The organism is Longispora sp. NPDC051575, from assembly GCF_040681875.1.
In the GTDB taxonomy this organism is placed as follows: domain Bacteria; phylum Actinomycetota; class Actinomycetes; order Mycobacteriales; family Micromonosporaceae; genus Longispora.
In genome coordinates this window covers 782,003-799,303 of the sequence record NZ_JBFAZP010000001.1, presented here as the reverse complement: position 1 = coordinate 799,303, position 17,301 = coordinate 782,003, and the positions used below count along the sequence as shown (strand labels likewise).

Genomic DNA, 17,301 nt, shown 5'->3' with positions numbered 1-17,301 from the left:
GGGTCCGCGCGGACGGGTCAGGCCGTCCTCCTGTGCGGTCAGTGGTAGATCTTCAGGCTGACCCGCGAGGTGAGGCTCTTCAGCCGGTTGGTGCCGGCCAGACACTGCTGGAGTTCGACGGCCGAGCCGACCTGCTGTTCGACCACGGAGCTGCCCGTGAACAGCCCGGCGATCACCGTGCCGGTGTACGTCGTCACCAGGGTGCTGCCCGAGATGTACGCGGTGTGGGTCGCCTGCACCTTGGTCGTCGCGCCGGTGTTCCACAGGATCGTGTACGTCACGACGAACGTCTGCAGGTTCATCTGACACTGGTCGTTGAGGGTGGAGCTCACGTTGACCAGGCCGGACACCAGGTTCGGCACGGTCTGCGAGGTGCAGGGCTTGTATGTGGTCTTGTAGGTGAGCACGGTGGGTGCGAGCACCAACGAGATCGGCGGGTTGAACGTCGTGACGTTGCTGCTCGGCGGTACGCAGCTCGCGTCGGTGACGGAGGCGTGTGCCGGGCCGGCGAACGCCACCAGGCTGCCGGCGAGGGCTAGCAGGGTGACGGCGGCGGCGCGGACGAGTCGGACCATCGTGGTCCTCCGATCGGGGGAGTCGGAAGGAACATATTGATGTTGGACTATATTTGAAGGTTAAGATCAGGTGTAGCGTCTGTCCGAAAGAGACAGTGCCAAGACTGCGGGCCCGAAAAGGATCAACCCCACGACCATCACGGGGTACGAGGGGCCCGCGGCCACGGGCGGGCGGTCCCGGCCCGCGAGGGGCGGGCGGTCTCCGGTGGCGAGGGGTGCGCCGCCCCGGCCGGGAAGAAGGGTGGGCCGCCTCGGCGGGTGACACGGGTGCGCCGCCTCGGCAGGTGACCGGCCGGGGGCGCTTCGGTGCGGCGGGCGGGTCGCTTAGGCGGCGTCGGCGGCCGGCTCCCCGTGCGGGTGGTGGTGATGGTGCCCCCGGACCTCCAGCCGCCCGAGCAGCTCGGCGGTCGCCCGGGCCACGGCCTCCACGGCGGCGTCGAACGCCTCGGCGTTGTGCGCGGCGGGCTTGCGGAACCCCGACACCTTCCGCACGTACTGCAGCGCGGCCGCGTGGATGTCGTCCTCGGTGACCTCGGGCGCGACCGGGGGCCGCAGGATCTTGATGCTTCGGCACATGCCCCTCATTATGCCCCGGCCCGCCCGGCCCGGGCCCGCTCCGCACCAGGCCGGAGCGCGCCCGCACCCTGCCCGGGGCCCGTCCCGCACCCCGCCTGGGGCCCCGGCCGCACCCTGCCCGGATCCCACCCGGAGCCGGGCGCCACACCGGTCGACACCCCGCGCCCACGGCGATTTCTCCCAGAGTGCTCGACTCCGCGCACAGCGGTCGTGAGGGCCCGGATGCGGTACATACTGGGAATTCACCACACCATCGCGGGAGGTCAGCATGGTCGTCGGGCGGGTAATCTCCTCGGTCGCGCAGCGTCAGGTCCGGTACGTGGCGCCCGTGTCCCCCACCAACGCGACAGGGTTGGTGTCCACCGTGTACGGACAGGTCGCCGACGAGATGCGCCTCGTGGTGCCGCCGGCCCTCCTGCACTCGCCGTCCCCGGACCTGCTGGCCGCGTACTGGATGCTGATGCGCGAGCCGCTGCTGCCCACGGTCACCGTGAGCCGGGCCCTGAAGGAGGCGGTCGCGGCGGTGGTCTCGGTCGCCAACACGTGCCCGTACTGCGCGGAGATGCACAGCATCGGCCTGTACGACCTGTCCACCGAGCAGGAGGCCGAGGCCGTGCTGGCCGACCGGCTCTCCGAGGTCGGCGACCCGCACGTCCGCGCGGTCGCCGAGTGGGCACGGTCCGCGCACCTGCCGGGCGCCCCGGGCGGCGAGCAGCCCTTCCCGGCGGCCGACCGGCCCGAACTGGTCGGCGTCGTCGTCAGTTTCCACTACCTCACCCGGATGGTGAACGTCTTCCTGTCCAGCTTCCTGCTGCCGCCCGGGCTGCGGCCCGCGTCGCGGCGGCGGGCGAAGCGCGGCATCAGCCGGGTGCTGCGCCCGACCCTGCGCGGCGACCGCGAGGCCGGCCGGTCCGTGCCGCTGCTGCCCGAGGCGGCGCTGCCGGCGGACGCGGGCTGGGCGGCCGGCAACCCGTTCGTCGAGGGGGCCGTGGCGCGGTCGTACGCGGCGTTCGAGGCGGCGGGGGAGCGGTCGGTGCCGCCGGCCGTGCGCGAGGTGGTCCGGGCCCGGCTGGCGGACTGGCGCGGCGAGGACACCGGACTGAGCAGATGGTGGGTCGACAAGCTCGTCGCCGGCCTGCCCGAGTCCCAGCGCGCCGCCGGCCGGGTCGCGCTGCTCGCCGCGCTGGCCTCGTACCAGGTGGACGAGAGCGAGATCGCGGGGTTCCGGCGCTGGCAGACCGACGACCGGGCGCTCGTGGACACGGTGGCGTGGGCGAGCTTCGCCGCGGCCCGACAGGTGGGCAGCTGGCAGGTGCCGGCCACATCCGGTTCCCTTCCGGGCACACAGAGTTGAAGAGAGCACTTTGGAAGAAGAATCCGCGCGGAGTGCTCCGACAAGCTGGGAAAGCTGCGCCCTGACAGAACGTCGTCGTGTGCGCCGCTGACAGGCAATTTCCTTCCGCTGGAGGCACATATGACCACTATCCAGGCGCCGGGCGCCGGTTCCACCGGGTTGGTCAACCGGTTGAACGGCGTGCGGCACCGGTTCGCACTCAACCTGTTCATGGTGATCGTCGTCGCGCACTGGGCGGAACACCTCACCCAGGCCTTCCAGATCTGGGCACTGGGCATGCCCCTGAAGGAGTCCCGGGGTGTCCTCGGGTACTTCTACCCGTGGCTGGTCAAGTCGGAGTGGCTGCACTACGGGTACGCGCTGGTCATGCTGATCGGCCTGTTCCTGCTGCGCAGGGGATTCGTGGGCCGGGCCAAGGGGTGGTGGACCGTCGCGCTGGCCATCCAGTTCTGGCACCACATCGAGCACCTGCTGCTGTTCGTCCAGGCCCAGAGCGGCACGATGTTCTTCGGCCAGGCCGTCCCGACCAGCATCGCCCAGCTGGTCTTCCCCCGGGTGGAGCTGCACCTGTTCTACAACACCATCGTCTTCATCCCGATGGTGGTCGCGATGTACCTGCACCTCCGGCCGAACCAGAGTGAGTTCGACCGCGCCGACTGCTCGTGCGCCAAGGAGCCGGCCCTGTCCGGCACCTCGCGCGGATGACCACCGACACGGCCGTGCGGGGCGCTGCCGTCCGCTGGTGGCGACGGCCGTGGTCGCGTCGGTTGGGCGCCGGGATCGTGGTGGCGGTGGCACTCTCCATGGGAGTGATCGCCCTGCTCGAACCGGCGCCCACCGCCTTGTCGGCCCTCGCGCCCGCCGACGGCGCGGGCCTGGCCGCCGCGCCGACCGAGGTCGCGATGGAGTTCACCGCCCCGCCCCGGACCCGGGAGTACCACCTGACGGTCGCCACCGCGCGCGGGATCCCCGTGACGGAGGGGACGGCCCGGGTGGACGGCTCGCGGATCACGGTGCCCGTGCGGATCGCCGACCGGGGCGTCTACCTGGTCGGGTACCACGTCCTGCTGGAGGACGGCACCGAGGCCACCGGGATCAGCCGGTTCAGCGTCGGCGAGGCCGCCGCGCCCGCCCCGATCGGCGAGCCCCTGGCGGCCCCGGCCGGGCACGGCGGACACGGCGCGAAGGACCCGCTGAGCCTCGTACTCGTCAGTATCGATGTCGTTCTGCTCGTCGCCCTGAGCACGTTGCTGTTCCGTCGCCCCCGGCCACGCAGGCCCACCGGCTAGCACCCCGGCGCGCGCACGGGAAGGTGCACCTGTCCCCGCGGACGCGTTGGAGTGCGCGTCGCGGCGGGAGCAGGTGCACCCTTCTTCCCCTTCGGCGACAGGCCGGTCCGCGCTGCGGGATCCCGGGCCGGACCCCTGGCGCGCGGTGACCTGTCGCTCGGCTCGCTCCCCGGACGCGGGGGCGACGTCACCGGAGCCAATCTGTGCAACTTGATAGTTGCATAACGTCCCGGACCAGCGCAACCACGGAGTTGCACTCCGCTGGGTCGTATTGCCTGGTCCGGCCCCGGAAAACCACCCCGGATCCGACGGGTACGAGGCCCCGCGCGGCCCAGCAAGCTCGGAGAAGCCAGACCGGCGCCGGCCCTGTGATGCTCGTAGCCGTGGGTCGCTTCACCAGTGCGGGGCGCGTCGCGGACTCTCCGGTTGAGCGGTCTCCAGCTGTGCGCGGGTATGTCGTCCAGAGGAGAGAAGGCCGAACATGATCGAGCTAGAGACGGTGAACCTCGACATCGAGGGACCGAAGGCCACGGTCTACTTCAACCGACCGGCCAAGAAGAACGCCATGAACCCCCAGATGCACAACGACATGCACGAGATCCTCGACGCCATCGAGGCGGACGAGAACGTCAAGGCGGTCGTGATCACCGGCAACGGCAACAGCTTCAGCGCCGGCATGGACCTGGAGGAGTGCTTCCTCAAGCCGTACGACGACCCGATGCTGTTCTACAAGACGAACCTGGTGGCGCTGAAGTGGTTCCAGCGCCTGAAGGCGTTCCCGGCCGTGACGATCGCCAAGGTGAACGGGTACGCCTTCGGCGGCGGCTTCGAGGTGACCGGGCTCTGCGACCTGGCGGTGGCGAACGAGGCCGCGAAGTTCGGCCTCTCCGAGATCAACTTCGGCATCTTCCCGGCCGGCGGCGCCTCCTGGGCGGCGACCCACAACCTGCCGCGCAAGCAGGCGCTCTACTACATCCTCACCGGGGACACGATGACCGGCCGGGAGGCCGAGACCCACGGGCTGGTGAACAAGGCGGTGCCGCTGGAGGAGCTCGACGCGGAGACCGACCGGATCGTGGCCAAGATCGTGAACAAGAACCCGGTCACGCTGCGGCTGGCCAAGGAGGTCTACGAGCGGACCACCACCCTGGACCTGCCGGCCGCGATCGACTACGACCAGGCCAAGCTGTGGGAGCTCGCGCGCCTCACCAGCAACGAGTGGATCAACGTGGCGCTCAAGCAGTTCGAGAAGCGCGCGTACCAGCCGGGCCTGAGCACGTACAAGCGGGAGGAGGTGGCTTCGTGATCTTCACCGGCACCCGGCCGAGCGTGCCCATCCCCGAGACCTCGGTGACCTCCTTCGTGCTCCAGAACGCCGACGGGTACCCCGACCGGGTCGCGATCGTCGACGTCACCGGCGGCAACGCGTACACCTACGGGCAGCTCGCGTCGGCCGTGCGGCACGCGGCCAGCGGACTGCGGGCCCGGGGCTTCGGCAAGGGCGACGTCCTGGCCATCCTCGCGCCGAACGTGCCCGAGTACCCGATCGCCTTCCACGCGGCGGCCACGGCCGGCGGCACGGTGGTGGTCCTCAACCCGCTCGACACGGCCGACGAGCACGCCGCCCTCCTCAACGACGCCGGCGCCCGCCTCCTCGTCACCGTGCCGTCCGAAGTGGACAAGGCGCGGACGCTGACCGCCCGGACGAAGGTCGACGAGATCATCGTGTTCGGGGAGGCCGACGGCGCGACCCCGTTCGCCGCGCTGCTGGCCGACGACCGCACGCCGCCCGACCCGCCCATCGACCCGGCCCGCGACGTGGCCGCCCTCGTGCACTCCAGCGGCAGCACCGGGCACCCCAAGGGTGTGATGCTCACCCACCGCAACATGATCGCCAAGGCGCTCCTGACCAGCCTCGTCGCGCCCAACGGCGAGGGCGAGCGAGTCCTGGCCGTGCCGCCGTTCCACCACGCCTTCGGGCTCACCATGATGATGAACGCCAGCCTGCTCGACGGGGCGACGCTCGTGACCATGCTCCGCTTCGAACCCGAGGCCTTCCTGCGCGCCGTCCAGGACCACCGGATCACCCGGCTGTACATCGTGCCGACCATCGCCGTGCTGCTCGCCCGGAGCCCGCTCGTGGACAGGTACGACCTGTCGTCGCTGCGCTCGATCATCTCCGGCGGCGCGAGCCTGGACCCCGAGATCGCGCGCCTGGTCCGCGAACGGCTCGGCTGCCACATCAGCCAGGGCTACGGCCTCACCGAGGCGATGGTGTCGTTCATGCAGCTGGAGAACCCGGCGACGCCCGGGTCGGTCGGCCGCAACGCCCCGAACGTCGAGTGCAAGATCGTCGACGTGACCACGGGGCGGGAGCTGGGGCCCAACCGGGACGGCGAGATCCTGATCCGGGGCCCGCACGTGATGAAGGGCTACCTCAACGCCGAGGAGGCCACCCGCGACGTCCTCGAACCCGACGGGTTCCTGCACACCGGCGACCTCGGACACGTCGACGACGACGGCGAACTGTTCATCGTCGACCGGATCAAGGAGCTCATCAAGTACAACGGGCAGCAGGTGTCCCCGGTCGAACTGGAGGCCGTGCTGATGGCGCACCCGAAGGTCGCCGACGCCGCCGTGATCGGGGTGCCCGACGAGGCCACCGGCGAACTGCCGAAGGCCTTCGTCGTCGCCAACGGGCCGGCCACGCCCGAGGAGATCATGGCGTTCGTCGCCGAGCGGGTCGCGCCGTACAAGAAGGTCCGGCGGGTCGAGTTCGTCGACCAGATCCCGCGCACGCCGGTCGGCAAGATAGAGCGCCGGACGTTGAAGGAACGCGAGCGCGCGGCCCGTTAGTCCCGCGGCGTCAGTACCCGAATGGTGGTTCTCCGGTGTTTCCCGCGAGTGGGGGAGCGCGTCCGGAAGACGCCGCTCTGGAAGAAGAACAGACGCGGGGAATTTGCCATCCTGATAAGGGGTGGTCTCCCGTTCGGGATTCAGGTGACACCATTCTTCGCCCCTTGCGTCGGGTCCCGGTGGAACCATTCCGCCGACAGCACTGAGGAGAACTGATGAACCTTCCGACAATTGTCTCCAGGGCAGAGTGGCTGGAGGCCCGCAAGGCTCTGCTGGAGAAGGAGAAAGAGGTCACTGCCGCGCGTGACATGATTAACGAGGCGCGCCAGAACCTGCCGATGGTCAAGGTCGACAAGGACTACCTCTTCGAGGGGCCGAACGGCACGGTCACGCTGCTCGACCTGTTCGAGGGGCGCCGCCAGCTCATCGTGCGGCACTTCATGTTCGCCCCCGGGGACAAGGTCGGCTGCATCGGCTGCTCCATGCAGACCGACAGCATCGGGGACCTCTCGCACATCTGGGCGCGGGACACCAGCATCGTCCTGGTCTCCCGCGCGCCGCTCGCCGAGCTCGACGCCTACAAGGACCGGATGGGCTGGACCATTCCGTGGTTCTCGTCCGGGGACAGCGAGTTCAACCGCGACTACGAGGTCACCACGGACCTGGGCGAATCGCCCGGCGTGAGTTCGTTCATCCGCGACGGGGACGACGTCTTCCACACCTATTCGATCTACGACCGGGGTGGGGAGATCTTCAAGAGCTTCTACAACTATCTGGACATCACCCACCTGGGCCGCCAGGAGGCCCAGCTCGAACACCCGTGGGACTGGTGGCGGCGCAAGGACGAGTACGACGACGCGAGCGCCGCGGCGCCCGGTACCAACCACTGGAACGGCACCCGGTTCAAGGCGTGACCGACCGGGTCCTTCCCCCGGTCCTGCCGTCGGTCGGCCGGTGCGGCCGGTCGGCGGGCGCGACCCCACCGGCGGCCGGCCCCGAGGTAGACGGGGCGGGCGCGCGGTAGGTGGAGCGCCGGTCGGCAGGACCGCCGAGGGCTCCGGCTCCGGTGTACGGCGCAGCCCCCCCGCGTCGGATCCGGGCCGGAGCCTTGTGGCTGTTGGGGGGAGCGGAGATCTCCCTGATCCGGGCATGTCAGGGGTGAGGGGCAGGGCCAGAGGATGGTCCTGCCCCGGTCTGTGTGCGGGGGTGGCCTGCGGGTGCGGTCGCGGCCTGGCGGGGGAGGTGCGGCGCATTCTGGGCCTGCGGGCGGGGCGCGGCCCGGGGTGGGGGGCGAGGCTGTGTGAAGGCGTTGATGTGCCCCGGGGTGGGTCGGGGATGGTGGGCCGGGCCTCGGTGGGGTGGAGCGAGGGGCTGGCCGGGTGGGCAGGCGTGGGGTGGGTGCGGGAGTTGGGCTCGTGGGGCTCGCGCGTTGGGCTCGGGTGGGGCCTGAGCGGCACCGCGCGGGCTGGTCCGGGGCTGGCCTCGCGGGCTGGGTCTGGCCCGGGTGGGGTGGGGCCCTGGCCAGAGTCGGATGGGCCCGGGTCGGGTTCGGGTCTGGGTGGAGCTAGGCCCTGGCCAGGCCCTGGCCAGACTCGGGTCTGGGTGGGCTGGGCCCTGGCCGGGCGCGGATCTGGGTGGAGCAGGACCCTGGCCAGGCGCGGGTCTGAGTGGAGCTGGGCCTGGCCACGCTCGGTCTGGGTGGACCTGGACCTGGACCTGGGCCCGGGTCGGGCCGGGTCTGGGTGGGGCCTGTGTGGAGCCCGGACAGGCCGAGGTGGGGCCGACACGAAAGGGGCAGCACCGGCGCGATGCCGGTGCCGCCCCTCCGTCGGGCCGGCGCTCAGGGGATCGGGAAGAACGCCCGGACGAACTTCTCGAACCCGCGGTGGCCGATGATGGCCCGCATCTTGGGGAGCACCCGGGGCGGCATGCCGATCGGGTACCGGATCTTGGGATGCGGGCTGGTCACGGCCTTCTCGATCACCTTCGCGACGTCCTCGGCCCGGATCGCGATCTTGCCCCGCAGTGGGGGGTTGTCGCTGAGCCGGTACGCCTGGTGCCAGTCGACGAAGTAGTCCCAGAACTCCTTGTACAGGGCAGGGTTGTCGTGCGAGTCCATGCCCAGGTCCGCGACGCTCTCCGGCACGAACCCGCCCAGGATCGGCGCGGGCTGGATGAGTACCACCTCGATGCCGAACCGGCGCACCTCGTGCCGCAGGGAGTCCCCGATGGCCTCCAGGGCGTGCTTGGTGGCCTGGTAGTAGCCCCGGCCGGGGGTGGCGAACATGCCGAAGATCGAGGACATCAGGATGACCCGGCCCCCGCCGCGCTCCCGCATCCCGGGCAGCACGAGCTGGGTGAGCCGGCTCAGGCCGAAGACGTTGGTCTCGAACTGGGCGCGCACCTCGTCCATCGGGGTCTCGCCGATCGTGCCGTTGAGGCTGTACGCGGCGTTGTTGATCAGGGTGCCGACCGCGCCGTGCTCGTCGGTGATCCGCTTGACGGCGGCGACCATGGACTCCTCGTCGTTCACGTCCAGGTGCATGACCGTGATGCCCTCGGCGGCGAGGTCCTCGAGGGCGGCGACGTTGCGGCCGGTGGCGTACACCGGCCAGCCGGCGCGGTGCAGGCGCAGCGCGGTCGCCCGGCCGGAGCCGGAGGACATGCCGGTGCCCGACGAGGCGCCGGTCAGCAGGATCGCGCGGGATCGCGTCATGGTCGGTTCCGCCCCGGCCGTCACGCGTCGCCCTGGCGGGCGACCCGGCTGCGGTCCACGGAGGACCCCAGGCCGGTCGAGTCGACCAGCCGGTTGATGAAGGCGAACAGGCTGGCGGTGAAGACGGCCTCCAGCAGCTCCGCGTCGCTCCATCCGGCCGCCGCGGCCTTCTCCCAGTCGGCGTCGGTGATCTTGTACGCGCCGGTGCTGACCTTCGTCACCAGCTGCATCAGCGGCATCGTGCGCTCGTCGACGGGCAGCTCCTCGGCCGTGGTCGCGTTCTCCACGGCGTCCAGCAGCTCGTCGGAGCCGCCGAACTCGCTGAGGAACCAGCTGTGCGTGCCGACGCAGTACGGGCAGCCGTTGAGCTTGGAGGTCCAGGCGGAGATGAGCTCCTTGGTCTGCCGGGCCAGGGCGCCGTCGCCGAAGACACCGCCGTAGCCGGCGAGCACGACCTCCAGCAGCCGCGGGTTCGTGGACGTGAGCCGGAACATGTCCGGTACGAAGGGGAGTCCGGTGACCTGCTTGATCTTCTCGTACAGTTCCGCGGTGCGCCCCTGCGCGTGTTCCTCGTCAATCAGCGGGACCCTGATTCCCGGCTGCCTTGTCGTCGTTTCCATAGGGCCTTCTCCTCAGTGGGTGAACGATGCCCGGGGCCGCTTCCGCACGTGCCGCCCGAGCGGGGCCGGAATTGGGGTGTGATCCCGCTCGGGGCGAATTGCCGTGCGATCGGCGACGGCGCTGCGGACGTTCTCCGCGACAGTGGTCGGGCGAAAGAATCGCTGGCTAATGATGGCACGTCCACACGGGACGATTGCTCTCTCATATTGCCTAGTCCGGTGCCCTTTTCGCTGGTCGTCGGGACAACTGGGAAAGCGGTTCGCCGCAGGCGCTGGCTAGTGGCACTGGGCACCGCTAATCTGTGGTCAAATTCCTCTTGCGACGGATGGGGTCCCCCGATGGCAAGTCTCCTGCGACCGGTGCTGGGCGTACTGGGGCTGACCCAGATCCGACACGTCTCCCCCGTGCGGCGGGGTCGCGCGACCGGGCTGGTCGCCCAGGTCTACCGGCAGATGGAACGCGACTTCGGCGTCCTGGCGCCGCCGATCGCCCTGCACGCCCCCGCCCCGCCGAGCCTGGCCGCGGCGTGGACGCTGCTCCGCGAGGTCCTGATCGTCAACGGCAACGCGCCCCGGGCCGCGAAGGAGGCGGTGGCCACCGCCGTGTCCCTGGGCAACGCGTGTCCCTACTGCGCGACGATCCACAACAACGCCCTGGCGGTCCTGGGCGCGTCCGGCAGGGAGGAGCGCCCGGACCTGGAGGCGTACGCCGACTGGGTGCTGTCCGCCCAGAACCCGGGCGCCGCCGTGGATCCGCCGTTCCCCGCCGACCAGACGGCCGAGCTGGTCGGCGTCGCGGTGCTGCTGCACTACCTCAACCGGGTGGTCAACGTCCTGCTGCGCGACGTGCCGCTGCCGCCCGGCGTCCCGGAGCTGGCGCTGTCGCCCGTGCTGTGGGTCCTGGGTCGGGGCATGGTCGGCGCGTCCCGCCGTCCGCACCCGCCCGGGGAGGCGCTCGGTCTGCTGCCGGCCGCGGAACTGCCGGCCGATCTGGGCTGGGCGGTCGGCGGCGGCACGGTCGCGGAGGCGTTCGCGCGGGCCTGCGCCGTGACGGACGCGGCGGGGCTGCGGTCGGTGCCGGAGCCGGTGCGCGAGCTGGTGCTCGCCAACCTGGCCGGCTGGCGCGGCGGGCTGCGGGGGATCAGCCGGGCGTGGGTCGAGGACCTCGTCGGGGTGCTGCCGGCGGAGCAGCGCCCGGCGGGCCGGCTGACCCTGCTGGTCGCGTTCGCGTCGTACCAGGTGGACGACAGCGTGGTGCGGAGCTGCCGGGAGGCCGGGGCGGACGACGGGACGATCGTCGAGCTGTGTTCCTGGGCGGCGATGGCGGCCGCGCGCCAGGTGGGCGGCGCGCTCCCGCTGCCGAAGGCGGCGTCCTGACCCGGCCTGAGGGGGCGACTTCTTCGGACGTGCGCTGTCCATCCGGAAAGGGTGGTAAGTATAGACAACCATCATTGTTATTGATTTCCGTGGATGCTAGTGTCGTGACGCAGTGAGATCAACTAAGACGCGGAGAGTGAGACTGCGGTCCTCTCTGTGCCGGACCGCACCCCAGGTGGACGGGACGCCAGCCTGGCGGCGTCCCGTCCGGCACGCCCGGGTGTCGAGTGTCGAGTGAGTGCTCCGAGGTGGTGTCCCAGCCGTGCTCCTTCGCCGAACGGAGATGACCCGCCCATGAAGAAAGCCGTCGAGCACGCCATCTCGATCATGTGGGACCGCTACAACGAGCCGCTGTCGCTGGACGCCATGGCCGGCTCCGCGTTCCTCAGCCGGTTCTACTTCTCGCGCCTCTTCCGGTCCACCACCGGCACCTCGCCGGGTCGGTACCTGACCGCGATCCGTTTGTTCAAGGCCAAGAACCTGCTGCTGGAAACCGACATGACCGTCACGGACATCGCCTACGGGGTCGGGTACAACAGCCTCGGCACCTTCATCAGCCGCTTCACCCGCAGCGTCGGCATCTCGCCGGCCCGCTACCGCTGGCTCGCCGAACAGGGCATCCCCCAGCTGCACCGCCCGCCGCTGGCCGGGCCGCCGCGCCGCGCCACCATCAGCGGTCATCTGACGCTGCCGGCGCTCGACGTACCCGTCAAGGTGTATGTCGGGGTGTTCGACAGCCCCATCGTGCAGGGCCTGCCCGCCGCGTGCGACATCCTGGAGACGTCCGGCGCCTACGTGCTGCGCGACATCCCGGAGGGGGAGTGGCATCTACGGGCGGCGGCGATCGCCCTCGACGACCTCGCGTCCGGCCCGTCCCTGCGCCGCCCCCTCGCCGTCGGCGCCTACGACCCGTTGTTCGTGGTGGCCGGCGCGGCCATCGAGGCCGATCTACAGCTGCACCCGGCCGGCAGCTTCGACCTGCCGATCCTGTTCGCGCTGCCGGAGCTGGACAGTCATCAGCCCGGCGGGAACGGGCGGGTCGTCCGCAGGGCCGACCGCCGCAACGCCGCGGCGGCCCGGGTGCTGCACGGGGCCAAGCCGTGACGGCCCCCGTTCCGTGACGGCCCCCGCCGGGCCGGGACCCGCGACCCGGCCCGGCGGGGTCCCGGGCTCCCCGGTGTCCTTCAGCCGCGCGGCGCGGCCCTGACCCGCTCCGCCGCGAGCGCCGCGACCGTCGCGAGGTGCCCGACATCGGCGGCCAGCCCCGCCTGCCGCGCCGTGAGCAGCCCGGACCGGTGCATCCACCCGACCGTGTCGGCCACGGTGTCGGCGAAGGGGCGCGGCGCCGGTCCCCACGGCGCCGGGCCGGCGGCGGGCCGGGCGTCGCAGGCGCAGACGTAGCAGGCCCCGTACTCGGCCGGGATGTGCCAGGGCCACACGTGCTGCGCGACGCTCGTCAGGTACGCGAACGGCAGCATCATCCGCGCGGGCAGGAACAACGTGGGCAGGTCCCGTCCCGTGGCCGCCCGCACGGCGCGCACGTAGTCGCGGGTGGTCAGGTAGCGGCCGGGTCCCGCGTGCCGGTCCAGCCCCGTCGGGACGGACGCCACCAGTTCCGCGTGCAGCCGCGCCGTGTCGCGCACGTCGCCGACCGGGAAGCCGCCGGTCGGCCACATCGGCATCAGCCCGCGCAACGTGTTGCGCAGCCGGCCGTTCTGGTCGCCGAGCCGCAGGTCGTGCGGGCCGAGCAGGGCCGGCGGGTAGGTGATGGCGACCGGGGCGCCGTCCGCCTGGTGCCGGCGCGCCAGGGTCTCCGCGGCGGCCTTGCTCGCCAGGTACGGCTCCCGCGACGTCCCCGGCGGCGTCTCCGGGCCCACCACGCCACCGGGCGCGGGCAGCATCGCGCCGAACGTCGACACGTACACGGTGCGCGCCACGCCGAACCGGCGGGCCGCGTCGAGCACGAGTTCGGTGCCGCGCACGTTGGTCCGGCGCAGCTCGCGGTGCCGCCGGCTGTCGAACGAGTACACCGAGGCCGCGTGCACCACGGCGTCGACCCCGCGCACCGCCCGCGCCACGGTCACCGGGTCCGTCACGTCGCCGATCAGCACCTCCACCGGGTCGCTGGGCACCCCCAGGGGCACCAGGGCGCGCTCCACGGCGGCGGCGTCGCGGGCGAGCACCCGGATCCGGTGCCCGGCCGCGGTGGCCGCCGCGATCGTGTGCGCGCCGACGAAACCCGAACCGCCCGTCACCAGTACCAACATCACAGGCTCCCTCTAGTCGTGTGCGTGCCGGGACCGCGTCGCGCCGCGCGGTGCGCGCGGCGGGTGGCCGGTCCGATCGTGGCCCGTCTCGGGCCGGGGGTTCACCTCTGAGCGTGCGGAGTCCCCGGGGCCTCCGTGCGAGGTCAGCAGGGCAATGCGGGAGTGGCTCGGGAGCCCGCGCGACCGGGAGAATCAGGCGGATCGATCCTTCGAACACAGACGAAGGGAGTATCGGATGAACGCCATCCGGGCGCTCCGGCGCCGCGTCTTCACCCCCGACATCTCCGAGACGCTGGTCTCGACCCGGGGCTTCCACGACAAGGGGCCGGAGGCCCGCACCGTGCTGGAGACCGTCGGCGCGTCGTTCCTGGCCGGGCTGTCCGCCGCGGCCGGGGCGGCCCAGGTGACCGACGTCGACACCGAGCTGGCCGGCCTGCCGAACCGGTTCCGCGGCTTCGCCTACGAGGGCGCGGGGATGGGCTTCGCGCTGGTCGACGCGGTCACCCCGGGGCGGCCCTGGCGCAGTGCCGAGTTCCTCGCGGGCTCCGGCGACCCGCACGTCTACATGGCCTACGTCGGCATCGGCTGGGCCATCGCCCGGTTGCCGCGGATGCTCTGGCGGCGCGCCACGGCCGCCGCGACCGACCCGTTGCTGCGCTGGCTGGTGCTCGACGGGTACGGCTTCCACCAGGCCTACTTCCACACCCTCGAGTACGTGTTCCGCCAGCGGGAGCTCGTCACGTTCCCGTGGCCGACCGAGGACCCGTCCGGGTACGCCCGGCACGCCATCGACCAGGGCATCGGCCGGGCCATGTGGTTCGTCGCCGGTACCGACCCGGCCCTGGTGGCCGACATGATCGACGACTTCCCGGCCCACCGGCACGAGGACCTCTACAGCGGCGCCGGTCTCGCCGCGACCTACGCGGGCGGGGTGTCCGAGGCGGAGCTGCGCGAGTTCCACCGCCGCTCCGGCCCGCACGCGCCCTTCGTGTCCCAGGCCTCCGCGTTCGCGGCGCAGGCCCGGGTCCGCGCGGGGCTCCTGGTGCCGCACACCGACCTGGCCGCCCAGGTGTTCTGCCGGACCGACGCGGTGCGGGCCGGGCTCGTCACCGAGGAACTCATCCCGCCCGGCCCGTCCGCGTCGGGCCTGCCCGCGTACGAGGTGTGGCGGCGGTCCGTCGCCGAACGGTTCCGGTTCGGCGCGCCGGCCCCGCAGCTCAACGCCGTGGCAGACCCGGGCCGGCGGCGCCGTACCAGCCTGTGACGCCGGTGGTGGGCCCGGACCTGCTCGGGTCCGGGCCCACCACTCTTCCGCTGGAGTGCGGAGTCCGGCGGCGGCACCGAAGACGGCAATCTGGCGACTGTCCCGGGGACCGGTGGTCGCTACCGTCAGGGGTGGCGCTGGCCGAGGCGCCGCCTGGAGCGCCACGCCGCCGAGGCAGCGCGGCCCCCGGGTGACCTGGGAAGAGAGGAAACGCCGTGTCTGTCGAGGGATTCTGGAAAGTCGCGGTCTCCACGCCGCTGGGTACCCGCCACACCGTGCTGGAACTGTTCACCGAGGACGGTGTCCTGCAGGGGATCTCCCGTGGCGAGAAGGAGGAGCTGATCCTCAAGGACCTGCGGCTGGAGGGCGACAAGCTCTCGTGGTACCAGTCGATCAAGCGACCGATGCGCATGGACCTGAGTTTCGACCTCGTGGTGGACGGTGACGACATGACGGGCACCGCCAAGGGCGGCATCATGCCCGCGTCGAAGGTCACCGGCCGCCGGGAGCCGGCCGCGCAGGCCGGCTGAACCCGTCCCGTCGGCCCCGTCCGCCGCGCCCGGTCGCGGCGGACGGGGCCGACGCCGTCGACGGGACGCGCGAACGAGCGCCCCGGGACGGAGCACGCTCGAAGAAGCGCCCACCGGGTCCGGGCGGGCAGCATGCCGAACAGGACCGCGTTGCCGCCGGCTGCGGCCTGTCGCCGAGGAGAGTAGACGTGGCACACATCAATCTGGGCCTGGACGAGGAGAACTTCCCCGGAATCACGGGGCTACTGACCTACCGGCAGGAGACCGCCGCGCCGCTCAACGACCTGGCGCACGCGCTGCTGTCCGCCCCGCACCCGACCCTCAGCCCGGGGGAACGCGAACTGATCGCCGCGTACGTGTCGGGCCTCAACGAGTGCACCTTCTGCGCCACCTCCCACTCGGCGTTCGCCGCCGCCCAGCTCGACGGCGGCAAGACGCTGGTGCAGCAGGTGCGCGCGAACCTGGACACGGCCCCGGTCAGCCCGAAGCTGCGGGGCCTGCTGCGGATCGCGGGGGCCGTGCAGGAGAGCGGGCGCAAGGTCACCACGGAGCTCGTGGAGGCGGCGCGCGCGGACGGCGCCACCGACCTGGAGATCCACGACGCGGTGCTGATCGCCGCCGCGTTCTGCATGTTCAACCGGTACGTCGACGGGCTGGGCACCAAGCTGCCGGTCGACCCGATCGCCTACGAGCAGGCGGCGGAACGCGTCAAGTCCGGCGGGTACGTCCGCACCGCGTGAGCCGTGCCGGGCCGGCGGGGCCAAGCCCCGCCGGCCCGGCACCACCGGCCGCGGGACTCCGCCGCACAGGGCCCCTGCCGCACCAGCCCGTGCCGCACCGGCCTCTGGGGCCCCGCCCAACTCGGCAACCTCGAAGTGCGCCCCGGCCCGCCCGATCCGCGATCGTTGACACCATGTCGATCACCTTGAATCAATGGCAGCGGGCGCGCACGTCAGTGCCGGAGGTGCTGGAGCGGCTCCTCACCCTCCTCGACGGCGCCCCGCCCGACCTGCCCGCCACCGCGCACTGGACCATCGCCGACACCGTCGCGCACCTGGCCACCATCGCCGCCACCGACGTGGCGCTGGTCCGCGGCCCGGCCGGCGACCCCTCGCCGTCGGTCGTCCGCGAGCTGCGCCTGAACACCACAGTGGACACCGTGGCCGCGATGAACCGGATCGTGATGTCCAAGTACACCGAGCGGTCGGTGCCCGTGCTGGCCGCCCGGCTGCGCGCCGACGTCGCGGAACTGCTCGCCGCCACGGAGGACGTCGACCCTGAACGCGAGATCATCTGGCTCGGCGGCGCGAACCTCCCGATCGCCGGACTGCTCGCGCACCTGGTCAACGAGCTGAACATCCACGCCTGGGACATCGCCCGCGCGCTGCGCCGGCCCTGGTACACCGACCCGCGCGACGCCGCGATGTTCGTGGACCTGTTCCTCGTCGGCGTCACCCGGTGCGGGTACGGCAAGCTCCTCGACCACGACCGCCCGGTGCGCCCCGGGCGGATCTCCGTGACCTTCCGCGCCGGCGTCAGCGAGCCGGTCACCATGGCGCTGGTCGACGGCAGGGTGGTGCTGGAGGAGCTCGACCCGCGCCCCGACGTGCGGGTCTCCTACGACCCGGTCGTGTTCAACCTGATGCTGTTCGGGCGGGTGAGCAAGGCGCGCGCGGCGCTCACCGGCCGGGTCCGGGTCGCGGGGCGGCGGCCGTGGCTGCTGCCGGAGTTCATGGCGACGATGCGGCTGCCCTCCTGACCAGGAAACCCCTTCGACGGGTACGCGGGACCGGTACCCCTCTGATCCGTTCTTCCGTGGCGGGCCGGACGTCACTCCAGGCGTCCGGCCCACCACGCGCGTGCCCGGCGGGGACACG

At 71.8% G+C, this 17,301-nt stretch carries 17 protein-coding genes; 12 read left to right on the top strand and 5 right to left on the bottom strand.

What is annotated here, in order from left to right; translation table 11 throughout:
- Positions 1-38 precede the first annotated feature (38 nt).
- Positions 39-575, bottom strand: a complete 537-nt coding sequence (locus AB0M43_RS03375) for a hypothetical protein (RefSeq protein ID WP_363720709.1) — start codon at positions 573-575, stop codon at positions 39-41.
- Positions 576-899: 324 nt separating this feature from the next.
- Positions 900-1,151: a DUF2277 domain-containing protein gene (locus AB0M43_RS03370; RefSeq protein ID WP_363720708.1), complete on the bottom strand. Its 252-nt coding sequence runs from the start codon at positions 1,149-1,151 to the stop codon at positions 900-902.
- Positions 1,152-1,419: 268 nt separating this feature from the next.
- On the opposite strand from AB0M43_RS03370, the gene AB0M43_RS03365 reads away from it, so the two are divergent.
- The 6 genes from AB0M43_RS03365 to AB0M43_RS03340 all read left to right on the top strand — a co-directional run bounded on the left by AB0M43_RS03365 (position 1,420) and on the right by AB0M43_RS03340 (position 7,564).
- Positions 1,420-2,505, top strand: coding sequence for a carboxymuconolactone decarboxylase family protein (locus AB0M43_RS03365; RefSeq protein WP_363720707.1), 1,086 nt, complete (start codon positions 1,420-1,422; stop codon positions 2,503-2,505).
- A gap of 120 nt (positions 2,506-2,625) precedes the next feature.
- Complete coding sequence (locus AB0M43_RS03360; RefSeq protein ID WP_363720706.1) at positions 2,626-3,210, top strand: hypothetical protein; 585 nt, start codon at positions 2,626-2,628, stop codon at positions 3,208-3,210.
- A complete protein-coding gene (locus AB0M43_RS03355; protein WP_363720704.1) occupies positions 3,207-3,794 on the top strand; it encodes a copper resistance protein CopC in 588 nt (195 codons plus the stop codon). Before AB0M43_RS03360 ends, AB0M43_RS03355 begins: the two co-directional genes overlap by 4 nt.
- A 481-nt stretch (positions 3,795-4,275) precedes the next feature.
- Positions 4,276-5,100, top strand: a complete 825-nt coding sequence (locus tag AB0M43_RS03350; RefSeq protein WP_363720702.1) for a p-hydroxycinnamoyl CoA hydratase/lyase — start codon at positions 4,276-4,278, stop codon at positions 5,098-5,100.
- Positions 5,097-6,650: an AMP-binding protein gene (locus tag AB0M43_RS03345; RefSeq protein ID WP_363720701.1), complete on the top strand. Its 1,554-nt coding sequence runs from the start codon at positions 5,097-5,099 to the stop codon at positions 6,648-6,650. The genes AB0M43_RS03350 and AB0M43_RS03345 overlap by 4 nt, the downstream gene beginning before the upstream one ends.
- A gap of 215 nt (positions 6,651-6,865) precedes the next feature.
- Entirely contained in the window at positions 6,866-7,564 is a 699-nt protein-coding gene (locus AB0M43_RS03340) for a DUF899 domain-containing protein (protein ID WP_363720699.1), read from the top strand.
- Positions 7,565-8,490: 926 nt separating this feature from the next.
- Here the strand turns inward: AB0M43_RS03340 and AB0M43_RS03335 are convergent.
- Together AB0M43_RS03335 and AB0M43_RS03330 are read right to left on the bottom strand one after the other, a co-directional pair.
- Positions 8,491-9,366: an SDR family NAD(P)-dependent oxidoreductase gene (locus AB0M43_RS03335; RefSeq protein ID WP_363720697.1), complete on the bottom strand. Its 876-nt coding sequence runs from the start codon at positions 9,364-9,366 to the stop codon at positions 8,491-8,493.
- 20 nt (positions 9,367-9,386) lie between these two features.
- A complete protein-coding gene (locus AB0M43_RS03330) occupies positions 9,387-9,986 on the bottom strand; it encodes a carboxymuconolactone decarboxylase family protein (RefSeq protein WP_363720695.1) in 600 nt (199 codons plus the stop codon).
- A gap of 339 nt (positions 9,987-10,325) precedes the next feature.
- On the opposite strand from AB0M43_RS03330, the gene AB0M43_RS03325 reads away from it, so the two are divergent.
- Positions 10,326-11,363, top strand: coding sequence for a carboxymuconolactone decarboxylase family protein (locus AB0M43_RS03325; protein WP_363720693.1), 1,038 nt, complete (start codon positions 10,326-10,328; stop codon positions 11,361-11,363).
- Between the two features lie 294 nt (positions 11,364-11,657).
- A complete protein-coding gene (locus AB0M43_RS03320; protein WP_363720691.1) occupies positions 11,658-12,467 on the top strand; it encodes a helix-turn-helix transcriptional regulator in 810 nt (269 codons plus the stop codon).
- Positions 12,468-12,547: 80 nt separating this feature from the next.
- Here AB0M43_RS03320 and AB0M43_RS03315 read toward each other — a convergent pair whose 3' ends face one another.
- Entirely contained in the window at positions 12,548-13,630 is a 1,083-nt protein-coding gene (locus AB0M43_RS03315) for an NAD-dependent epimerase/dehydratase family protein (protein ID WP_363720689.1), read from the bottom strand.
- A 235-nt stretch (positions 13,631-13,865) separates the two neighbouring features.
- Here AB0M43_RS03315 and AB0M43_RS03310 point away from each other — a divergent pair, with 235 nt between their 5' ends.
- From AB0M43_RS03310 to AB0M43_RS03295, 4 genes are all read left to right on the top strand, one after another.
- A complete protein-coding gene (locus AB0M43_RS03310; RefSeq protein ID WP_363720687.1) occupies positions 13,866-14,894 on the top strand; it encodes a DUF1702 family protein in 1,029 nt (342 codons plus the stop codon).
- 215 nt (positions 14,895-15,109) lie between these two features.
- Positions 15,110-15,424 (top strand): hypothetical protein, encoded by a 315-nt coding sequence (locus AB0M43_RS03305; protein WP_363720685.1) that lies wholly within the window; start codon positions 15,110-15,112, stop codon positions 15,422-15,424.
- A 188-nt stretch (positions 15,425-15,612) separates the two neighbouring features.
- Positions 15,613-16,164 (top strand): peroxidase-related enzyme, encoded by a 552-nt coding sequence (locus AB0M43_RS03300; protein WP_363720683.1) that lies wholly within the window; start codon positions 15,613-15,615, stop codon positions 16,162-16,164.
- 173 nt (positions 16,165-16,337) lie between these two features.
- Positions 16,338-17,183 (top strand): maleylpyruvate isomerase N-terminal domain-containing protein, encoded by an 846-nt coding sequence (locus AB0M43_RS03295; protein WP_363720681.1) that lies wholly within the window; start codon positions 16,338-16,340, stop codon positions 17,181-17,183.
- Positions 17,184-17,301: the final 118 nt, after the last annotated feature.

Bases quoted from the DNA above. Each gene is read 5' to 3' on its own strand.
- AB0M43_RS03335 (WP_363720697.1), bottom strand. From the start codon at position 9,366: ATGACGCGATCCCGCGCGATCCTGCTGACCGGCGCCTCGTCGGGCACC.
- AB0M43_RS03360 (WP_363720706.1), top strand. From the start codon at position 2,626: ATGACCACTATCCAGGCGCCGGGCGCCGGTTCCACCGGGTTGGTCAAC.
- AB0M43_RS03330 (WP_363720695.1), bottom strand. From the start codon at position 9,986: ATGGAAACGACGACAAGGCAGCCGGGAATCAGGGTCCCGCTGATTGAC.
- AB0M43_RS03365 (WP_363720707.1), top strand. From the start codon at position 1,420: ATGGTCGTCGGGCGGGTAATCTCCTCGGTCGCGCAGCGTCAGGTCCGG.
- AB0M43_RS03350 (WP_363720702.1), top strand. From the start codon at position 4,276: ATGATCGAGCTAGAGACGGTGAACCTCGACATCGAGGGACCGAAGGCC.
- AB0M43_RS03370 (WP_363720708.1), bottom strand. From the start codon at position 1,151: ATGTGCCGAAGCATCAAGATCCTGCGGCCCCCGGTCGCGCCCGAGGTC.
- AB0M43_RS03295 (WP_363720681.1), top strand. From the start codon at position 16,338: ATGTCGATCACCTTGAATCAATGGCAGCGGGCGCGCACGTCAGTGCCG.
- AB0M43_RS03340 (WP_363720699.1), top strand. From the start codon at position 6,866: ATGAACCTTCCGACAATTGTCTCCAGGGCAGAGTGGCTGGAGGCCCGC.
- AB0M43_RS03310 (WP_363720687.1), top strand. From the start codon at position 13,866: ATGAACGCCATCCGGGCGCTCCGGCGCCGCGTCTTCACCCCCGACATC.
- AB0M43_RS03375 (WP_363720709.1), bottom strand. From the start codon at position 575: ATGGTCCGACTCGTCCGCGCCGCCGCCGTCACCCTGCTAGCCCTCGCC.
- AB0M43_RS03325 (WP_363720693.1), top strand. From the start codon at position 10,326: ATGGCAAGTCTCCTGCGACCGGTGCTGGGCGTACTGGGGCTGACCCAG.
- AB0M43_RS03315 (WP_363720689.1), bottom strand. From the start codon at position 13,630: ATGTTGGTACTGGTGACGGGCGGTTCGGGTTTCGTCGGCGCGCACACG.
- AB0M43_RS03320 (WP_363720691.1), top strand. From the start codon at position 11,658: ATGAAGAAAGCCGTCGAGCACGCCATCTCGATCATGTGGGACCGCTAC.
- AB0M43_RS03355 (WP_363720704.1), top strand. From the start codon at position 3,207: ATGACCACCGACACGGCCGTGCGGGGCGCTGCCGTCCGCTGGTGGCGA.